Origin of the sequence: Kitasatospora sp. NPDC051170 (assembly GCF_044455705.1) — a bacterium.
Lineage (GTDB): Bacteria > Actinomycetota > Actinomycetes > Streptomycetales > Streptomycetaceae > Kitasatospora.
This window is the reverse complement of record NZ_JBITFA010000003.1, coordinates 425,950-442,278: the sequence shown is the minus strand read 5'-3', so window position 1 is coordinate 442,278 and position 16,329 is coordinate 425,950. Positions and strand designations below refer to the sequence as shown.

The window sequence follows — 16,329 nt, the reverse complement described above, 5'->3', positions numbered from 1 at the left end:
CACCCACCGGCTCAGCCGTCCGCCGGATCGGCTTCGCCCGGACGGACGCCGGGCCCTTCGCCGGGCTCGACCCCGGGCCCCGCCCCGGAACCGTCGCCGGGCCCCGGGTCGCAGAGCGGGCAGGGCGTCAGCCCCCGCTCCCGTACGGCCTCGTCGTCCACGGGGACGGCCCGGGCCTTGCCGGCGATCAGCGGGCAGTCCGGCCGGTGGTAGCGGGTGCCCTCCGGTAGGGCGAGCGGGCCCGTCGTCACTGCGGGCGTGGCGCTGCCCGGCGCGTCAGGGGAGTCAGGGGCGTCCACCGGTTCGACGAGCAGCTCGTACAGCCGCTCCACCCGCCGGTCGGTCGCCTCGCGGCACCCGTCCCCGCCCGCGCCCCCGTTCCCGTCCCCGAAACCCCCGGACGGCCGCAGGGCGAGCAGCAGCGCCCCGGAGACGATCAGCGCCGCCCCCGGCACGGTGGAGGAGGCCAGGTAGGGCACCTGCTGTTCGACGAACCGCTCGCCGGAGACCCCGTACCAGCCGAGGACGCACAGCACCGCGCCGACGGCGAGCAGCACCCACCCCGCCCACTCCCGTCCGCCCCGGACCGCGCCCCGGATCCCGCCCCGAACCCCGCCCCGCATTCCACTTCCGCCCCTGGCGGGGGAGGTCTCCGCCGCATTCGGCGGAATTCCTCCGCCGGATTGCGATTCGTCCATGTATCCGCCTTCATGGTGTCACCTGAGACGTTTCCAGGATCGGCCCGGAACAGCATCCGGGGCGCGCAGCCGAGAGGGCACAGACACCATGCACGTGACGCGAAGCGGCACCCCGAGAGGCGCCCGGGCCCTGCGGACGGCGAGCGCGCTGCTCGCCCTGATGCTGGCGGGCACGGCGGCCGCGTGCAGCAGCAGCAAGTCCACCTCCTCGGCGTCCTCCTCCCCGGCGGCCCCGAGCACGGCCGCCACCGCGACGGCGACCGCCACCGCGAGCGGCACCGCCCCCGCCGACCCGGCCGCCGCGAAGGCCGAGATCACCGCCAACTGGGAGAAGTTCTTCGACCCCGCCACCCCCATCCCCGACAAGGCCAAGCTGCTCCAGGGCGGCGACATGCTGCTCCCCGTCCTCCAGGGCTTCTCGCAGGACCCGAGGGTGGGTCAGGTGCAGGCGAAGGTCTCGGATGTGGCGTTCACCGACGCCTCCGACGCCACGGTCACCTACGCGCTCTCCCTCCAGGGCCAGGTCGTCCAGCCGAGCGCGACCGGCCAGTCCGTCCTCGAGAACGGCACTTGGAAGGTCTCCCGCTCCACCCTGTGCGGCCTGCTCACCCAGGCCGGCGGCGCCGGCGCCACCCCGATCCCCGGATGCAGCTGACCGGTTCCCGGCACCCCCGGGCCGCCGACGCCCGCGCGCGTCGGCGGCCCGCCCGCGTCCGCGCCCCGGCGCCCACGATCGCGCTCACGATCGTGCTCGCGACGGCACTCGCCCTCACCGGCTGCGGCACCCGGTTGCCGGACACCGCCTTCAGCGCCCGCCCCCGCCCCACCGCGTCGCAGACGGCGGGCGGGGGCAACCCCGCCTCGGACACCGGCGTCGCCCCAGGCGAGATCCGCATCGGCATCGTCACCTCCCTCACCAGCCCGGTCGGCAGCGAGGTGTTCAGCGGCCCGCGCTACGGCGCGCAGGCGTTCTTCCAGGCCCTCAACGACCGCGGCGGCCTGCACGGACGCACCGTCAGGCTCGTCACCTGCGACGACGGCGGCAGCGGCATCGGCAACCAGGACTGCGTGCACCGCCTGATCGACCAGGCGCACGTCTTCGCCTTCGTCAGCGGCAGCGTCCTCGACTACGCGGGAGCGGCGTACGTGAGCGCGAAGGCGGTGCCGGACGTCGGCGGCCAGCCGATCGGCACGGCGTACGACCGCTGGCCGCACCTCTACGGGATCTACGGCAGCGCCGCCCCGCGCGACGGACGGGCGGTCGGCTGGAACGGCACGCTCTACCAGAGCACCGAGGTGTTCCGTTTCTTCAAGCAGCGCCTGGGCGCGACCAGCGCCGCCGTGGTCGCCTACAACCAGGCCGACTCGGCCCGTTACGCCGGTCAGGTGAAGGCCGGCCTGGAGGCGGAGGGCTACCGGGTGCTGCTCCAGACGGTGGACTTCGCGCTGCCGAACTTCCAGGCGGTGGCCGCCGCCGTCCGGGCGGACGGCTCGCAGCTGCTGTTCGACGCGATGGACACCCGGGGCAACGCCGCGCTGTGCCGGGCGCTGGACGAGTCGGGGGTGCGGGTGGCGGCGAAGGTGACCAACGTGCAGAACTGGTCGGAGTCGGTGCGCACCGACTACGCGGCCTCTCCGGACTGCCGCAACGCGCTCTGGGCGACCTCCGCCAGCCTGAACTACGAGGACGAGCGCTACCCGGCCGTGCACGAGTTCCGCGCCGCGATGTCCCGCTACTTCCCGGACCGCACGGACCGTACGGACCGCACGGACCGGCTGTCCGCCTGGGAGCTGGAGGGCTGGGCGGGCGCGCAGTGGCTCACCGACGCCATGGACTCCTGCGGCACCGCGCTGACCCGCGCCTGCGTGGAGGGCTTCATGAACCGCGCCGAGCCCTACGACGCGCACGGCCTGATCCTGCCCGCCTCCTTCACCCCGCAGCCCCCGCCCACCGGCCCGACCCGCGCCTGCCTCGACGCGGCCCGCTGGCAGGACTCGGCCCAGGACGGCAGGGGCGGCTGGGTCACCCAGGTGCCGTCCATGACGACCACCTGCTTCGACGTCCCCCAGCTGCCGTACCGTCCCTGAACCCTACGGACGGCGGTCCACCACGACCATCGCCGCGTCGTCGTCCAGGTGCCCGCCGACGTGGTCGAGCAGGTCGCCGCGCAGGTGGCGCAGGAGGGCGGCGGGCGGTTCGCCGCACCAGGCGGCGATGCGCTCGGTCAGGGGGTAGAAGCGGCGCTGGGCGTCGCGGGCCTCGATGACGCCGTCCGTGTAGATCAGCAGCCGGTCGCCGGGGCCGAACGGGTAGGCCTCCACCTCGTAGCGCGCCGGGGCGAGTTCGCCCAGGCCCAGGGGCGGGGCCGGGCGGCGGGCGGTCAGTGCCACGGGCCCGCCGGGGCGCAGCAGCAGCGGGGGAGGGTGGCCGCAGTCGATCAGGCGGACCTCGGTGCCGTCGTCGGGGATGTCGAGCAGGACGGCGGTGATGAACGACTCGCCCGCCTCCTCGCCGCCCCCCGAGGAGATACGTTTCTGCTCCGCGAGCTGGGCGAGGTCCCAGCTGACGCTGCCGTCCAGGTAGGCGGCCAAGTCGGGCAGCTCGGCGTGCAGGTGCGCGGCGGCGCGGAAGGCGCCGAGCAGCAGCGCCGCGTCGCCGAGGGAGGACAGGCCCTTGCCGCGCACGTCGCCGACCAGCAGCCGGGTGCCGGTGGCCGTCCGGGCGGCCGCGTACAGGTCCCCGCCGACCTGCGCCTCCGCCTCGGCGGCCAGGTACACCGCGGCCAGGTGCAGCGGCCCGATCCGCTCCGGCAGCGGGCGCAGCAGGACGCGCTGTGCGGCCTCGGAGACCGTACGGACCCGGGCCAGCTCGCGCTCGTGGCGGTCGCGCAGCACCCGCAGGCCCACGATCAGCGCCGAGACGACGGCCTGCGCGCCCAGCTGGGTCTGGTGGTTGGCGGTGGTGAGCCCGTCGCGGGCCAGGCCGATCACGGTCAGCGCGGCGATGGCCAGCAGGGCGACGGCGGCGGTGGCGCGAGCCCCGGCGAAGGAGGCGGTGAGCGCGGGGGCGACGATCAGCAGCGGGCCGAGGTGGATGTGCGGCGGGGCGAGGATGTCCACGGCGGTGATCAGCACGATCAGCAGCAGGACGAGCGCCGTCAGCACGTGGCGGTCGGGGAGCCAGGTGCGGCGGGGGAGGTGGGCGCCGGGGCGCTGCCGGTGGGGCACCTCTCCTCTGTACACCGTGTCCGTACGCCGTGCGAGTGGTGCCGGACCTCGGGGGAGGCCCGGCCCGGTGGCTCGGCTCCGCAGCTCAGTCCGCCGGCCCGGCTCGGCGGCTCCGTCCGGTCCGGCCCGGCAGCTCGGCCCGGTGGCTCGGCTCGGCCCGCCGGCTCAGCCCTCGGCCCTTCGGCTCAGCCCTCGGCGCCGTACCGGGCCAGGTAGCCGGCGAAGCGGGCCACGTCCTCGTCGGACCAGTCGTTGAAGCGGGTGGTGAAGGCTTGGCGGCGCTGCTCGTTGGCGTCGCGCAGCAGGGTCAGCCCGGCCTCGGTGGCGCGCAGGATCTGGCCGCGCTGGTCGTCCGGGTCGGCCTCGCGGGCCAGCAGCCCGAGCTTCTCCAGGGCGCCGACCTGCCGGCTGACCGTCGACTTGTCGAGCATGAAGTGCGCGGCGACGTCGGCGGCCCGGCAGCCGCCGCGCTCGGTGATCAGGTCGAGGACGCTGTACGTGACCAGGGAGAGGTCGGGGTGCAGCTGGGAGGCCTTGTGCCGGGCGCGACGGGCGAAGGCGGTCAGCTCGCGCTGGATGGTGTCGATGGACGACTGACGGCCGGGCACGGTGCTCCTACGTCCTCGGGATTTGTTGCACTATACAACGGAATCCCGCGCGATCCGCCACGCGCGGGCGGCGGCGATCCGGCGGGTGGCACTCGGATGAGTGGCGAACAGTAGCTCAAGCACCCTGGGCGGGTCGACATCGGCCACGTTCGCCACCGCCAGTCTGCGCTGCATCGCCACGAACTGCTCGGCGTCTCCCGTCAGTTCGAGCGCGTGCCGGTCCGCTCGCGCCTCGATCCGTCGGCTCACGGCGCACTGCGCCGGGCCCGAGAGCGCCCCCAGCACGCTCGCGAGCGCCGCCAGCAGCGGCAGCGCGCGGGGGTCCGCCGCGTCCGCCGCCCCGGCGGCCTCCAGCAGGGGGTGCCAGGTGCCGAGCAGGCCGAGGAGCGCGACCGCCACGGCCGCGCCCAGCGCCCCGAGGGCGGTGCCCACCGGCACGTCCCGGTGCTTGACGTGCCCCAGCTCGTGCGCGACCACCAGCTCCACCTCGCGCGGAGTGGCCGTCGACAGCAGCGTGTCGTAGGCGACGATCCGGCGGGTCGCGCCGAAACCGGAGACGTACGCGTTCAGTGCCGTCGTACGGCGGGAGGCGTCGGCCACCAGGACGTCCCGGACACGGACGCCGTCGCGCTCGGCCAGCGCCAGGAGCGCGCTGCGCAGCTCGCCCCCGGGCATGGGGGAGAAGCGGTTGAACACCGGCTCGATCAGCAGCGGGTGGAGGAAGGAGAGGGCGACGGTCAGCAGCGCGGCCGCGCCCGCCGCCGGGAGCCACCACCGCTGCGGGGAGCGCCCGGTGAGCGCGAACAGGGCCAGGGCGAGCGGCAGGGCAAGCGCGAGGGTGAGCCCCAGGCTCCGCAGGGCGTCCACGGCCCAGCCGCCCCAGCCCTGCGTCACCAGGCCGAACCGGGCCCGGACCGTCCGCGTCCCCGCCGCGAACGGCAGCCGCACCGCCTGGCCGAGCAGGACGAGCGCGGCGGCCCCGCCCAATACCTCGGCGGCCCAGGAACCCCCGAACCAGCCGCCGACGGCGCTCACCAGCCCCGCCCCGGCGGGGGTGAGGCCGAGCAGCAGCGTCAGGGCCAGCCCCACCACCCGGGCGGCGAGCGCCCAGGGCACCTGCGCCCGGCGCAGCGCCCGGCCCCGGGCGCGCTCGTCGGGGGTGAAGTCGTCGGGGGTGAAGTCGTCGGCGGGCACGTCCAAGGTCTCGTCCATCGGTCCCCCGTCGTGGTCGGGTGCGTCGCTCGTGGCGCGTGGTGCGGTGTGCGTGCTGCGTCGCGTGTCGCGCGTGGGACCCCAGCATGGCGTACCGGCCCCTCGCGGGCCGCCACCGTTACCGCTTGACGGAGTGCGTAATACTGTAACGCGCTCAGGAGGCCCGCCCTCGGCCCCTCTTCCCGCAGCTCGGAGCCCGCATGCACCCCTTCCTCGACCACCCCGGGCCGCTCGCCTTCGCACACCGGGGTGGTGATCTCGGTCACCCCGAGAACTCGCTCGCCGCCTTCGAGGCCGCCGTCGCGCTCGGGTACCGCTACCTGGAGACCGACGTCCACGCCACCGCCGACGGCGTGCTCGTCGCCTTCCACGACACCCGGCTCGACCGGGTCACCGACCGCTCCGGCGCGGTGGCCGAACTGCCCTGGGAGACGGTGCGCGCGGCCCGGATCGGCGGCACCGAGCCGGTGCCGCTGCTGGAGGACCTCCTCGGGGCTTTCCCCGACGCCCGGTTCAACATCGACGTCAAGGCGGAACCCGCGATCGGGCCCCTGGTGGAGGCGATCCGCCGCACCGACGCCTGGGACCGGGTCTGCGTCGGCGGCTTCTCCGACTCCCGCCTCGCCGCCGTCCGCGCCGCCGCCGGACCCCGCCTGGCGACCTCGCTGGGCCCGCGTGAGGTGGCCCGCCTGCGACTGGGTTCACTGGCGGGTGGCCTGCTCGGCGGACTGCTGGGCGGCCGCGCCCCGTACACCGGGATCTGCGCCCAGGTGCCCGAGCGGCACAAGGGCGTGCGGGTGGTCGACCGGGCCTTCGTGCGGGCCGCCCACCGGCTGGGCCTGCAGGTTCACGTGTGGACTGTGGACGATCCCACACGCATCCGGGCTCTCCTCGACCTCGGTGTGGATGGCATCATGGCGGATCGCATCGACGTCCTGCGCGACGTCCTCGGCGAGCGCGGCTGCTGGGCAGCCGGCAGCGCATAGGAGCCCCATGAGCACCACGGACCACGTGCCCGACCACCTGCCGGAGGCGAGTCAGGCGACCGCCCCCGACGACGGCCGCGCCCTGCGCCGGATGCAGTTCGGGTGGTACATCAACGACTGGGCCAACGCCGCCTTCTCGGCGACGGTCCTCACCGTCTTCCTCGGGCCGTACCTGACGGAGGTCGCCAAGCGGGCGGCCGACGCCAACGGGGACGTCCACCCGCTGGGCCTGGCGATCCGCGCAGGATCGTTCTTTCCGTACACGGTCTCCTTCTCCGTCCTGATCTCGGTCGCGGCCATGCTGTTCACCGGCACGGTCGCCGACCGCACCGGGCGGCACAAGGAACTGATGTGCGGCTTCGCGTACGTCGGCGCCCTCGCCACCATGGGGATGTTCTTCCTCGACGGCGACCGCTACCTCCTCGGCGGCGGCCTGCTGGTCGTCGCCAACATCTCGTACGCCGTCTCGGTGGCCCTGTCCTACGCCTACCTGCCGGGCCTGGCCTCCCCCGACCAGCGCGACGCCGTCTCCTCCAAGGGCTGGGCGTACGGCTACGCCGGCGGCGGGCTGCTGCTGATCGCCAACCTGGCGCTGTTCCAGGGCCACGAGGCCCTCGGCCTCTCCTCCGGCACCGCCGTGCGGATCTGCCTCGCCTCGGCGGGCCTGTGGTGGGCGCTGTTCACCCTCGTCCCGCTGATGCGGCTGCCCTCGCGCGCCGGTGTCGCCCGCACCCCGGACGAGACCGGCGAGCGGCCCGCCGCCGGCAGCAGCCTGCGCGAGCTCGGCCGCACCCTGCGCAGCATGCGCAAGCACCCGCTGACGCTGCTCTACCTGGGCGCCTTCCTCTGCTACAACGACGGCATCCAGACCGTGGTCTCCCAGGCGTCGCTGTACGGCAGCGAGGAACTGGGCATGGACCAGACCTCGCTGGTCACCGCCGTGCTGCTGGTGCAGGTCGTGGCGATCGGCGGCGCACTGCTGCTCGGCCGGATCGCCCACCGCTACGGCGCCAAGCGGACCATCCTCGGCTCGCTGGTCGGCTGGGTGGTCACCCTGGCCCTCGGGTACTTCATGCCCGCCCACCAGCCGGCCTGGTTCTACGCCCTCGCCTGCATGATCGGCCTGGTGCTCGGCGGCAGCCAGGCGCTGTCCCGCTCGCTGTTCTCGCACCTCATCCCGGCGGGCCGCGAGGCCGAGTACTTCAGCCTCTACAAGATCAGCGACCGGGGCACCAGCTGGATGGGGCCGCTGGTCTTCGGCCTGGCCTACCAGCTCACCGGCAGCTACCGCTCGGCGATCATCTCGCTGCTGGTGTTCTTCGTGATCGGCTTCGCTGTCCTGGCCCGGGTGCCGGTGCGGCGCGCCATCGAGGCCGTGGGTAACCCGGTGCCCGAGCGGCTGTAGCGGCACTACTTCCGTAGTCCCACTACTTCCGTAGTGCCGCTACTCGCGTAGTGACCCACTGCTCGCGCCGGGGAACTACGGCAGTAGTGGCACTACTTCCGTAGTTCCCCGGCGCCCGCGGTCACTCCCCGGAGGGGCCGGTGGCCTCGTGCACACCGGCCCTCAGGAGCTGGTGGCCGAGGTCGACCAGCGCGCGGCCGACCGCGAACTCGTCCCCGACCCGCGGGGCGGGGGCGTCACGGGGGTTGCGGCGGGCGAGGGCGTCGCTGTGCAGCACGTCGCCGTCCGCGTCGAGGACGGCGTGCACCCGGGTGGTGTCCTGCTCCTCGACGACGTGCAGGGTAAGCCGCCAGTCCTTCGTCCGGACGGCGGCTTCCTCGCGTTCGGGGGCCGGGGGAGGGGCGGCGGCCACGGCCGTCCCGTCCGCGCGGACGATCACCACCGGGCAGACCCCGTGCACCGCGCAGCGGGTGCTGACCGAGCCCAGCAGGGTGCGGGCGAAGGTGCCCCGGCCCCGGCTGCCGAGCACCAGCAGGTCCGCGCCCTCCGACGCCTCCAGCAGCACCTCGGCGGCGTGCCCGAGCACCAGGTCCGTCCGTACGGGCACCGGGCTCTCCCGGCCGACGACGGTCTCGACCTCGGTGGTCAGGGTGCGGCGGGCGGTGTCCTCGAAGCCGTCGTCGACCATCGGCGCGAACCAGCCGTACAGCGACGGGTACTCCCAGGCCGCCACCGCGTGGACGGTGGCCCCGGTGAGCACGGCCTGGCCGACCGCCCAGCGCAGCGCCGCCTTCGAGGGGGCGGAGCCGTCGATGCCGACCACGATCCGGCGCGGCAGGCCGGGGGAGGGTCGTCCGGTGTCCATCGCGCCGGTGTCCATCGCGCACCACCTCCGGGTGGCCGTCTTCTGGGGCTCCCCCTCCACGCTGCGCGCCCCCGCGGCTCCCGCGCCAGGGACCCCGTGGCCAGGAGGCGGGGCGAACCGGGACGCCCGGTCCGGTTTCGCTCCGCCTCCCTCCGCCTCCCTCCGCCTCCCTCCGCCTCCCTCTGCTTCCCTCTGCTTTCCTCCGCTTCCTCCGTGCACGATTCCGGCACCTTGTGTCCGGACCGTTGCGGGGCCAGGCCCGGGAAGTGTCGAAACGGTGGCGTAGGCTGACCGCCTTGCATCGAATTCGGGGGGAAGCACTCATGCGCCGTGCCGCGGCCGCCGTCGCGCTGTTCGTCGGGCTGACGACCGTCGCCGCCTGCGGGCCGGACGACCCCTCCCCGGCGCCCACCTCCCAGCAGGCCGCGCCCGAGGCGGCCGGCTCCACCGCCCCCGGTTCGGCGGACCCCTCCGGTGCGGCCCCGGCCCCGATGCCCACCAAGGGCGGCGCGCCCCGGCCCGACGGCAGCATCACCGTCGCCTTCGCCGGGGACGTGCACTTCGAGGGCCGCACCGAGCCGCGCCTGTCCGTCAAGGCCCCCGACACGGCGCTCGGCCCGATCGCCCGCACCCTCGGCGAGGCCGACCTGTCCGTGCTCAACCTGGAGACCGCGATCACCGGGCGCGGCGCGCCGGAGGCGAAGACGTACACCTTCCGCACCTCGCCCAAGGCGCTGTCGGTGCTCAAGGACTCGGGCGTGGACGTGGTCTCGATGGCCAACAACCACGCCGTGGACTTCGGTCCGGACGGCCTGACGGACACCCTCGCCGCCAAGGACTCCTCGCCGATCCCGGTGGTCGGCGTCGGCCACAACGCCAAGGAGGCTTACGCCCCGTACGTGACGACGGTGCGCGGGGTGAAGGTGGCGGTCGTCGCGGCCAGCCAGGTCGAGGACATCACCAACCAGAAGTGGCGGGCCGGTGCCGACAAGCCCGGCATCGCCTCGGCCCTGGACGTGCCCGCGCTGACCAAGGCGGTGGAGACCGCCAAGCAGCAGGCGCCGGTGGTGATCGTGTACATGCACTGGGGCGAGGAGGGCAAGGCCTGCCCGACGGCCGCTCAGCAGGCGATCGCCAAGAAGCTCGCGGGTGTCGGCGCCACCGCCGTGGTCGGCACCCACGCGCACACCATGGTCGGCTCCGGGATGCTCGGCAACACCTACGTCGGGTACGGCTTCGGCAACTTCCTCTGGTACGGCACCTCCAACTACGCCAACTCCAACGAGACCGGTGTCACCACGCTGACCCTCACCAAGGACGGCAAGGTCGCCGGCGAGACGTTCACCCCCGCGACGATCGACGACAAGGGGATACCCCAGCCGGTCAGCGGCGCCATGGCCGCCAACGCCCTCAAGCGGCGCGACGGGCTGCGCGGCTGTACGGGGCTCTCGCCGGCTCCGGCTGCCCCTGCTGCGAGGTGAGTCGGTAGCCGACGGTCGGTCGGTGGGCGAGGCGGATGCGCCTCGCCCTTTTTGCTGTCCTCTTCCGGTGTTCCGGCTCTCGCGGAGGAGTTGACGCCCGCACAGGCTTCACACAGGTCCCGCGCGGGGGTCGCACGCGGGTCACACGTGGGCCGCACGGAAGATCGGCGTAGGCGAACAGATGTGTTAGGTTAGCCTTACCTAATCGTGCTGGTCGGAGGGGATGTCCCGTGCACAGATCCGAATTCGCCGGTGCCGTCGCGATGGTCACCGGCGCCGGACAGGGCATCGGAGCGGCCGTCGCCCGGGCGCTGGCCGCCGAGGGCGCCGTGGTCGCCGCCGTCGACCGCAACGACGGCCCGCTCGGCGCCGTCGCCGACGAGCACGAGAACGTGCACCCGTACGTCCTGGACGTCTCCGACTCCCAGGCGGTCGACAGCACGGTCGAGTTGATCGAACGTCAACTCGGGCCCATCGCCGTGCTGGTGAACGTCGCCGGTATTCTTCGCACCGCCCCGGTCATCGAACTCACCGACGAGGACTGGGCGCAGACCTTCGCCGTCAACGCCACCGGCGTCTTCCACACCGGCCGCGCGGTCGGCCGGAGGATGGCCGCCCGAGGGCGGGGCAGCATCGTCACCGTCGGCTCCAACGCCGCCGGGGTGCCGCGCGCCGGAATGGCCGCCTACGCCGCCTCCAAGGCCGCCGCCACCATGCTCACCCGCTGCCTCGGGCTGGAGCTGGCCCGCTCGGGCGTGCGCTGCAACATCGTCTCGCCCGGCTCCACCGACACCGAGATGCAGCGCGCCCTCTGGGGCGTCGACGCCGAGGCTTCCGAACGGCGGGTCATCGACGGCGACTTGGCCGCCTGGCGGGTCGGCATCCCGCTGGGGCGCATCGCCGCGCCCGCCGACATCGCCGAGGCCGTCGTCTTCCTCGCCTCCGACCGGGCCCGGCACATCACCATGCACGACCTGTACGTCGACGGCGGCGCCACCCTGCGCGCCTGACCGGGCGACACCCCCGTACCGCTTCGTATCGCCCGGTACTGCCGCACGACCCCGGATCCGCCCAGACCCGTCCCAGACAGTCCCAGACTGGAGAGACCACCGTGACCACGGTGCACCACGCCCCGGCGGGGACGCCCGCCCATGCCGGCCCCGGCTATCCCGGCTCCGGCCATCCCGACCCCGGCCATCCCGACCCCACGGCGTCCGAGCACGCCGTCATCGGCGCCGCCAGCGGACTGCTCGGCCAGTACCGCGCCGCCCCCGACGAAGCCTTCCTCGCCACCCCGACCCGCACCCTCCTCGCCTCCGGCGTGCGCGCCCGGGTGCCGCAGGACGGGCGTCCGCTGCCCCGGCGGGTCGCCGAGACCCTCGCCGAGGCCTCCCGCGCCGGTGCCGAACTCCCGCTGGTCGTCGGCGCGGTGGCCTTCGACCACGACAGCCGGGCCGAACTCGCCGTCCCCGCCCGGGTCCGTACCGCCGGCGCGCTGCGCGACGACCCGCTGATCGCCCTGCCCGCCCCCGCCGCCGACCAGGTGGACTGGCAGGTGCGCCCCGTCCCCGCGCCCGAGGCGTACGGCGCCGGTGTCGCCCGGGCCGTCGAGCGGCTGCGCGCAGGGGAGTTGAGCAAGGTCGTGCTCGCCCGCACCCTCGAGCTCACCGCCGACCGCCCGCTCGACCTGCCCGCCGTCCTCCAGCGGTTGGCCCGCCGCGACCCCGGCGGCTACACCTTCGCCCTCCCCGCCGGCGAGGGCCGGACCCTGATCGGCGCCAGCCCCGAACTGTTGCTCTCCCGGCGCGGCACCGCCGTGCTCGCCAACCCGCTCGCCGGCTCGGTGCCGCGCAGCGCCGACCTCGGCGAGGACGTCCGCCGCGCCGCCGCGCTGCTCGAGTCGCCCAAGGACCTGCACGAGCACGCCGTCGTCGTCGACGCCATCCGCACCGCGCTCGCGCCGTACTGCCGCACCCTCGACGTGCCCGCGCGGCCCACCCTGGTGCGCACCGCCGCGATGTGGCACCTGGCCACCACCATCAGTGGCGAGCTGGCCGAACCGGCCGTCGGAGCCCTCGAGTTGGCCACCGCCCTGCACCCCACCCCGGCCGTCTGCGGCACGCCCACGGGCCTCGCCCGCCGGGTCATCGGCGAGGTCGAGCCCTTCGACCGGGGCCTGTACGCCGGCATGGTCGGCTGGCAGGACGCGAGCGGCGACGGCGAGTGGGTGGTGACCATCCGTTGCGCCGAGGCCGAGGGCCGCACCCTGCGGGTCTACGCCGGCGCGGGCGTCGTCGACCGATCCCGGCCGGAGGACGAACTCGCCGAGACCAGCGCCAAGTTCCGTACCTTCCTCGACGCGGCGGGAGTGCCCCGGTGACGAACCCGACCACCTCCCCGACGGCCCCTGTGAACCCGACGGCCCCTGCGACCCCTGCGGCCCCGACGAGCGCCATGCAGACCGTTCTGGACGGATTCACCCCCTACCCCGCCGAGTTCGCCGAGCGCTACCGCGCCGCCGGGTACTGGCGCGGCGAGACCTTCGGCCGGATGCTGCGCGAGCGCGCCGCCGCCCACGGCGAGCGGATCGCCGTCGTCGACCCCGGCGGCCACTCCGCCTCCCGGCAGGAGAGCCGCTGGTCCTACGCCGAACTCGACCGCCGCGCCGACCGGATGGCCGCCGGGCTGCTCGCCCGGGGCATCGGCAGCGGCGACCGCGTGGTGGTCCAACTGCCCAACGTGGCCGAGTTCTTCGAGGTCGTCTTCGCGCTGTTCCGCATCGGCGCGCTGCCCGTCTTCGCCCTGCCCGCCCACCGTCGCACCGAGATCGGCCACTTCTGCGCCTTCACCGGCGCCGCCGGGTACATCGTTCCCGAGACGGCGGGCGGCTTCGACTACCGCGAACTCGCCTCCCAGGTACGGGAGCAGAGCCCGTCGCTGCGCCTGGTGCTGGTCGCCGGGGAGGACCCGGGCGAGCACGAGCGGCTGGCCGACGTGCCCTGCGACGGCCCGGGCCCCGAGCGCGAACCCGAGCCGCAGGACGTCGCGTTCCTCCAGCTCTCCGGCGGCAGCACGGGCGTGCCGAAGCTGATCCCGCGCACCCACGACGACTACATCTACTCGCTGCGCGGCTCCGTCGAGCTGTGCGGCCTGGACGAGCACGGCGTCTACCTGTGCGTACTGCCCGCCGCGCACAACTTCCCGCTCAGCTCGCCCGGTTCGCTGGGCACGCTGTACGCGGGCGGCCGGGTCGTGCTCTGCCCGCAGCCCGGACCGGAGACGGCCTTCCCGCTGATCGAGCGCGAGGGCGTGACGATCACCGGGCTCGTGCCGCCGCTGGCCCTGCTCTGGCTGGACGCCGCCGGGCGCGGCGCGCGCGGTTACGAGAGCCTGGACGTGCTGCTCGTCGGCGGCGCCAAGTTCAGCGAGGAGGCCGCCCGCCGGGTGGGCCCGGTGCTGGGCTGCACGCTCCAGCAGGTCTTCGGGATGGCGGAGGGACTGGTCAACTACACCCGCCTGGACGACTCCCAGGAGCTGATCACCACCACCCAGGGCCGGCCGATCTCGCCGGACGACGAGGTGCGGGTGGTCGACGACCGGGGCGCGGACCTGCCGGACGGCGTCACCGGGCATCTGCTCACCCGCGGCCCGTACACCATCCGCGGCTACTGGAACGCGCCCGAGCACAACGCGAACTCCTTCACCCCGGACGGGTTCTACCGCACCGGCGACCTCGTACGCCGACTGCCGAGCGGCCACCTGGTCGTCGAGGGCCGGGCCAAGGACCAGATCAACCGGGGCGGCGAGAAGGTCGCCGCCGAGGAGATCGAGAACCACCTGCTGGCCCACCCCGCCGTGCACGACGCGGCGGTGGTCTCGATGCCCGACCCGTACCTGGGCGAACGCACCTGCGCCTACGTCGTGCTGCGCGGTGAGCACAGCGAACGGCCGCCGAAGGCCGTCGAGTTGAAGCGCTTCGTGCGCGGGCGCGGGCTGGCGGACTACAAGGTGCCGGACCGGGTCGAGTTCGTCGAGGAGTTCCCCGCCACCGGCATCGGCAAGGTCAGCAAGAAGGACCTGCGGGCCGCCATCGCGGCCGCTGCCGCCGACACCGCTGCCGCCGACGCCGTCGACACCACCGCCACCACCACCGTCTGACGCCACACACCCTAAGGAATCACCGCCGTGGGCCTGCCCCGCATCCCCTCCTATCCCCTGCCCACCGTCGAGGAACTGCCCGAGAACCGGGTCTCCTGGACGGTGGACCCGGCGCGGGCCGTGCTGCTCGTGCACGACCTGCAGAACCACTTCCTGGACGCGTTCGCCGCCGAGGCGGCTCCCGTACCCGAACTCCTGGGCAACGTCGCCGAGTTGGCGCGGGCCGCGCGCGCCGCCGGGGTGCCCGTGGTGTACTCGGCACAGGTGGGCGGGCAGAGCCCCGCCGAGCGCGGGCTCCAACAGAACTTCTGGGGCCCGGGCCTCCCGGACGACCCGCGCGCCGTGGCCGTCGCGGCGGCCGTGGCCCCCGAGCCGGGCGACACCCTGCTCACCAAGTGGAAGTACAGCGCCTTCGTGCGCACCGAGTTGGCGCGGCTGCTGGAGGAGCAGGGCCGCGACCAGCTGGTGATCACCGGGGTGTACGCGAACATCGGCGTGCAGGCCACCGCCTGCGACGCCTGGATGCGCGACCTGCCGGCCTTCGTGGTGGCGGACGCCGTCGCCGACTTCGGGCCGCAGGAACACCGGGCGGCGCTCGCCTGGGTGGCCGGGCGCTGCGGCGTGGTCACCACGACGGCGCGGGTGCTCGGAGAACTCGCGGGGGAGGAGCGGTGAGCGGGTTCACGGTGGAGCGCATCCGGGCCGAGGTCGCCGACCTGCTCGGCGAGGACCCGGCGGACATCCCCCTGGACGAGAACCTCGTCGACTGGGGCCTGGACTCGATCCGGCTGATGACGCTCGCCGAGCGCTGGCGGGCGGAGGGCGCCGAGGTGGCGTTCGTCCAGCTCGCGGAGCGCCCGGCCGTCGAAGCCTGGGCCGAACTCCTGGGCGCGTCCTGATGACCGCCCTCGCCCCGGAGGCGGCCGTGGCGCAGGCCCCCGCGCGGCGCCGGTACCCGCCGACCACCATGATCGGCCCCGTCGAGGCGCAGGCGGCCCGCACGCCGTCGGCGTCCGCACTGGTGCTCGCGGGCGGTGGGGTCGTCACCTACGGGGAGCTGAACGCCTCGGCCAACCGGCTCGCCCGCGCCCTGACGGCGCGCGGCGCCCGGCCCGGGGCGGTGGTCGGCCTCACGGGCGGCCGGGCCCCGGCCGAGCTGGTCACGGCCCTGCTGGCGGTCGCCAAGTCGGGCGCGGCCTACCTGCCGCTGGACCCGACGGACGCGCCCGGACGCCTGGAGCGGCTGCTCGCGGAGCACGCGCCGGTGTTCGTCCTGGGGGAGGAGGGACTGGACGGCCTCCCGGCGGACAGCCCGCTCGCCACCGACCCGCCCCGGGCGCTCACCCCGCAGCACCCGTTCGGCGTGGGCCTCGGCCCGGGCGGGCGCCCGCAGGCCGTCCGGCTCACCCACGCGGAGGCGGACCGGCGGGTGCGCGACCTCCAGGCGGCCCACCCACTGGGCCCGGGGGACCGGGTGCTGCAACTGGGCCTGCCGCTGTGGGAGTTCCTGTGGCCGCTGCGGACGGGCGCCGCCGTGGCGCTGGCCGACCCGCAGCGGCCGGGGGAGGTGGGGGCGCTGGTACGGGAGCTGGGCGTGACGGCGATCCGGGTGGCGCCCGGGGTGCTGCTGGACGGCTGACGGTCGACGGAGTTCAATGGACGGATTTCAGCGAACAGATGTCAGCGGG

At 74.6% G+C, this 16,329-nt stretch carries 16 protein-coding genes; 11 read left to right on the top strand and 5 right to left on the bottom strand.

The features are described from left to right. Nucleotides 1-11: 11 nt before the first annotated feature. Nucleotides 12-623 carry a hypothetical protein gene (locus ACIBCA_RS08995; protein ID WP_396282171.1) on the bottom strand — a complete coding sequence of 204 codons (612 nt, stop codon included), beginning with the start codon at nt 621-623 and terminating at the stop codon, nt 12-14. Between the two features lie 163 nt (nt 624-786). Between ACIBCA_RS08995 and ACIBCA_RS08990 the strand changes: the two genes are divergently transcribed. After that, nucleotides 787-1,353: a hypothetical protein gene (locus ACIBCA_RS08990; protein WP_396282170.1), complete on the top strand. Its 567-nt coding sequence runs from the start codon at nt 787-789 to the stop codon at nt 1,351-1,353. After that, entirely contained in the window at nt 1,344-2,786 is a 1,443-nt protein-coding gene (locus ACIBCA_RS08985; protein ID WP_396282169.1) for an ABC transporter substrate-binding protein, read from the top strand. The genes ACIBCA_RS08990 and ACIBCA_RS08985 overlap by 10 nt, the downstream gene beginning before the upstream one ends. Nucleotides 2,787-2,789: 3 nt before the next feature. Here ACIBCA_RS08985 and ACIBCA_RS08980 read toward each other — a convergent pair whose 3' ends face one another. The 3 genes from ACIBCA_RS08980 to ACIBCA_RS08970 all read right to left on the bottom strand — a co-directional run bounded on the left by ACIBCA_RS08980 (nt 2,790) and on the right by ACIBCA_RS08970 (nt 5,746). Beyond that, complete coding sequence (locus ACIBCA_RS08980; RefSeq protein ID WP_396282168.1) at nt 2,790-3,926, bottom strand: PP2C family protein-serine/threonine phosphatase; 1,137 nt, start codon at nt 3,924-3,926, stop codon at nt 2,790-2,792. Between the two features lie 185 nt (nt 3,927-4,111). Beyond that, nucleotides 4,112-4,534 (bottom strand): MarR family winged helix-turn-helix transcriptional regulator, encoded by a 423-nt coding sequence (locus tag ACIBCA_RS08975; protein WP_396282167.1) that lies wholly within the window; start codon nt 4,532-4,534, stop codon nt 4,112-4,114. Nucleotides 4,535-4,564: 30 nt separating this feature from the next. Next, nucleotides 4,565-5,746, bottom strand: a complete 1,182-nt coding sequence (locus ACIBCA_RS08970; protein WP_396282166.1) for a M48 family metalloprotease — start codon at nt 5,744-5,746, stop codon at nt 4,565-4,567. A 200-nt stretch (nt 5,747-5,946) separates the two neighbouring features. On the opposite strand from ACIBCA_RS08970, the gene ACIBCA_RS08965 reads away from it, so the two are divergent. Both ACIBCA_RS08965 and ACIBCA_RS08960 read left to right on the top strand, forming a co-directional pair. Further along, nucleotides 5,947-6,732 carry a glycerophosphodiester phosphodiesterase gene (locus ACIBCA_RS08965; RefSeq protein WP_396282165.1) on the top strand — a complete coding sequence of 262 codons (786 nt, stop codon included), beginning with the start codon at nt 5,947-5,949 and terminating at the stop codon, nt 6,730-6,732. Nucleotides 6,733-6,739: 7 nt separating this feature from the next. Further along, a complete protein-coding gene (locus tag ACIBCA_RS08960) occupies nt 6,740-8,137 on the top strand; it encodes an MFS transporter (protein ID WP_396282164.1) in 1,398 nt (465 codons plus the stop codon). A 121-nt stretch (nt 8,138-8,258) separates the two neighbouring features. Here the strand turns inward: ACIBCA_RS08960 and ACIBCA_RS08955 are convergent, their stop codons facing one another. Further along, on the bottom strand, nt 8,259-9,017 hold the full coding sequence (locus ACIBCA_RS08955; protein ID WP_396282163.1) for a universal stress protein: 759 nt from the start codon (nt 9,015-9,017) through the stop codon (nt 8,259-8,261). Nucleotides 9,018-9,325: 308 nt separating this feature from the next. On the opposite strand from ACIBCA_RS08955, the gene ACIBCA_RS08950 reads away from it, so the two are divergent. From ACIBCA_RS08950 to ACIBCA_RS08920, 7 genes are all read left to right on the top strand, one after another. Next, nucleotides 9,326-10,483, top strand: a complete 1,158-nt coding sequence (locus ACIBCA_RS08950; protein WP_396282162.1) for a CapA family protein — start codon at nt 9,326-9,328, stop codon at nt 10,481-10,483. A 230-nt stretch (nt 10,484-10,713) separates the two neighbouring features. Continuing rightward, complete coding sequence (locus ACIBCA_RS08945) at nt 10,714-11,493, top strand: 2,3-dihydro-2,3-dihydroxybenzoate dehydrogenase (RefSeq protein ID WP_396282161.1); 780 nt, start codon at nt 10,714-10,716, stop codon at nt 11,491-11,493. 218 nt (nt 11,494-11,711) lie between these two features. Further along, entirely contained in the window at nt 11,712-12,863 is a 1,152-nt protein-coding gene (gene dhbC, locus ACIBCA_RS08940) for an isochorismate synthase DhbC (protein WP_396282403.1), read from the top strand. 74 nt (nt 12,864-12,937) lie between these two features. Next, on the top strand, nt 12,938-14,641 hold the full coding sequence (locus ACIBCA_RS08935) for a (2,3-dihydroxybenzoyl)adenylate synthase (protein ID WP_396282160.1): 1,704 nt from the start codon (nt 12,938-12,940) through the stop codon (nt 14,639-14,641). Between the two features lie 27 nt (nt 14,642-14,668). Beyond that, a complete protein-coding gene (locus tag ACIBCA_RS08930; RefSeq protein WP_396282159.1) occupies nt 14,669-15,316 on the top strand; it encodes an isochorismatase family protein in 648 nt (215 codons plus the stop codon). After that, the gene (locus ACIBCA_RS08925; protein WP_396282158.1) at nt 15,313-15,540 is read left to right on the top strand and encodes a phosphopantetheine-binding protein; all 228 of its coding nucleotides are present in this window, start codon (nt 15,313-15,315) and stop codon (nt 15,538-15,540) included. Before ACIBCA_RS08930 ends, ACIBCA_RS08925 begins: the two co-directional genes overlap by 4 nt. Further along, nucleotides 15,540-16,280, top strand: coding sequence for an AMP-binding protein (locus ACIBCA_RS08920; protein WP_396282157.1), 741 nt, complete (start codon nt 15,540-15,542; stop codon nt 16,278-16,280). Before ACIBCA_RS08925 ends, ACIBCA_RS08920 begins: the two co-directional genes overlap by 1 nt. The last annotated feature ends 49 nt before the right edge of the window (nt 16,281-16,329 follow it).

Coding starts and splice junctions, on each gene's coding strand:
- ACIBCA_RS08995 (WP_396282171.1), bottom strand. CDS start 623: ATGCGGGGCGGGGTTCGGGGCGGGATCCGGGGCGCGGTCCGGGGCGGA.
- ACIBCA_RS08990 (WP_396282170.1), top strand. CDS start 787: ATGCACGTGACGCGAAGCGGCACCCCGAGAGGCGCCCGGGCCCTGCGG.
- ACIBCA_RS08985 (WP_396282169.1), top strand. CDS start 1,344: ATGCAGCTGACCGGTTCCCGGCACCCCCGGGCCGCCGACGCCCGCGCG.
- ACIBCA_RS08970 (WP_396282166.1), bottom strand. CDS start 5,746: ATGGACGAGACCTTGGACGTGCCCGCCGACGACTTCACCCCCGACGAC.
- ACIBCA_RS08965 (WP_396282165.1), top strand. CDS start 5,947: ATGCACCCCTTCCTCGACCACCCCGGGCCGCTCGCCTTCGCACACCGG.
- ACIBCA_RS08960 (WP_396282164.1), top strand. CDS start 6,740: ATGAGCACCACGGACCACGTGCCCGACCACCTGCCGGAGGCGAGTCAG.
- ACIBCA_RS08955 (WP_396282163.1), bottom strand. CDS start 9,017: ATGGACACCGGCGCGATGGACACCGGACGACCCTCCCCCGGCCTGCCG.
- ACIBCA_RS08950 (WP_396282162.1), top strand. CDS start 9,326: ATGCGCCGTGCCGCGGCCGCCGTCGCGCTGTTCGTCGGGCTGACGACC.
- ACIBCA_RS08935 (WP_396282160.1), top strand. CDS start 12,938: ATGCAGACCGTTCTGGACGGATTCACCCCCTACCCCGCCGAGTTCGCC.
- ACIBCA_RS08920 (WP_396282157.1), top strand. CDS start 15,540: ATGACCGCCCTCGCCCCGGAGGCGGCCGTGGCGCAGGCCCCCGCGCGG.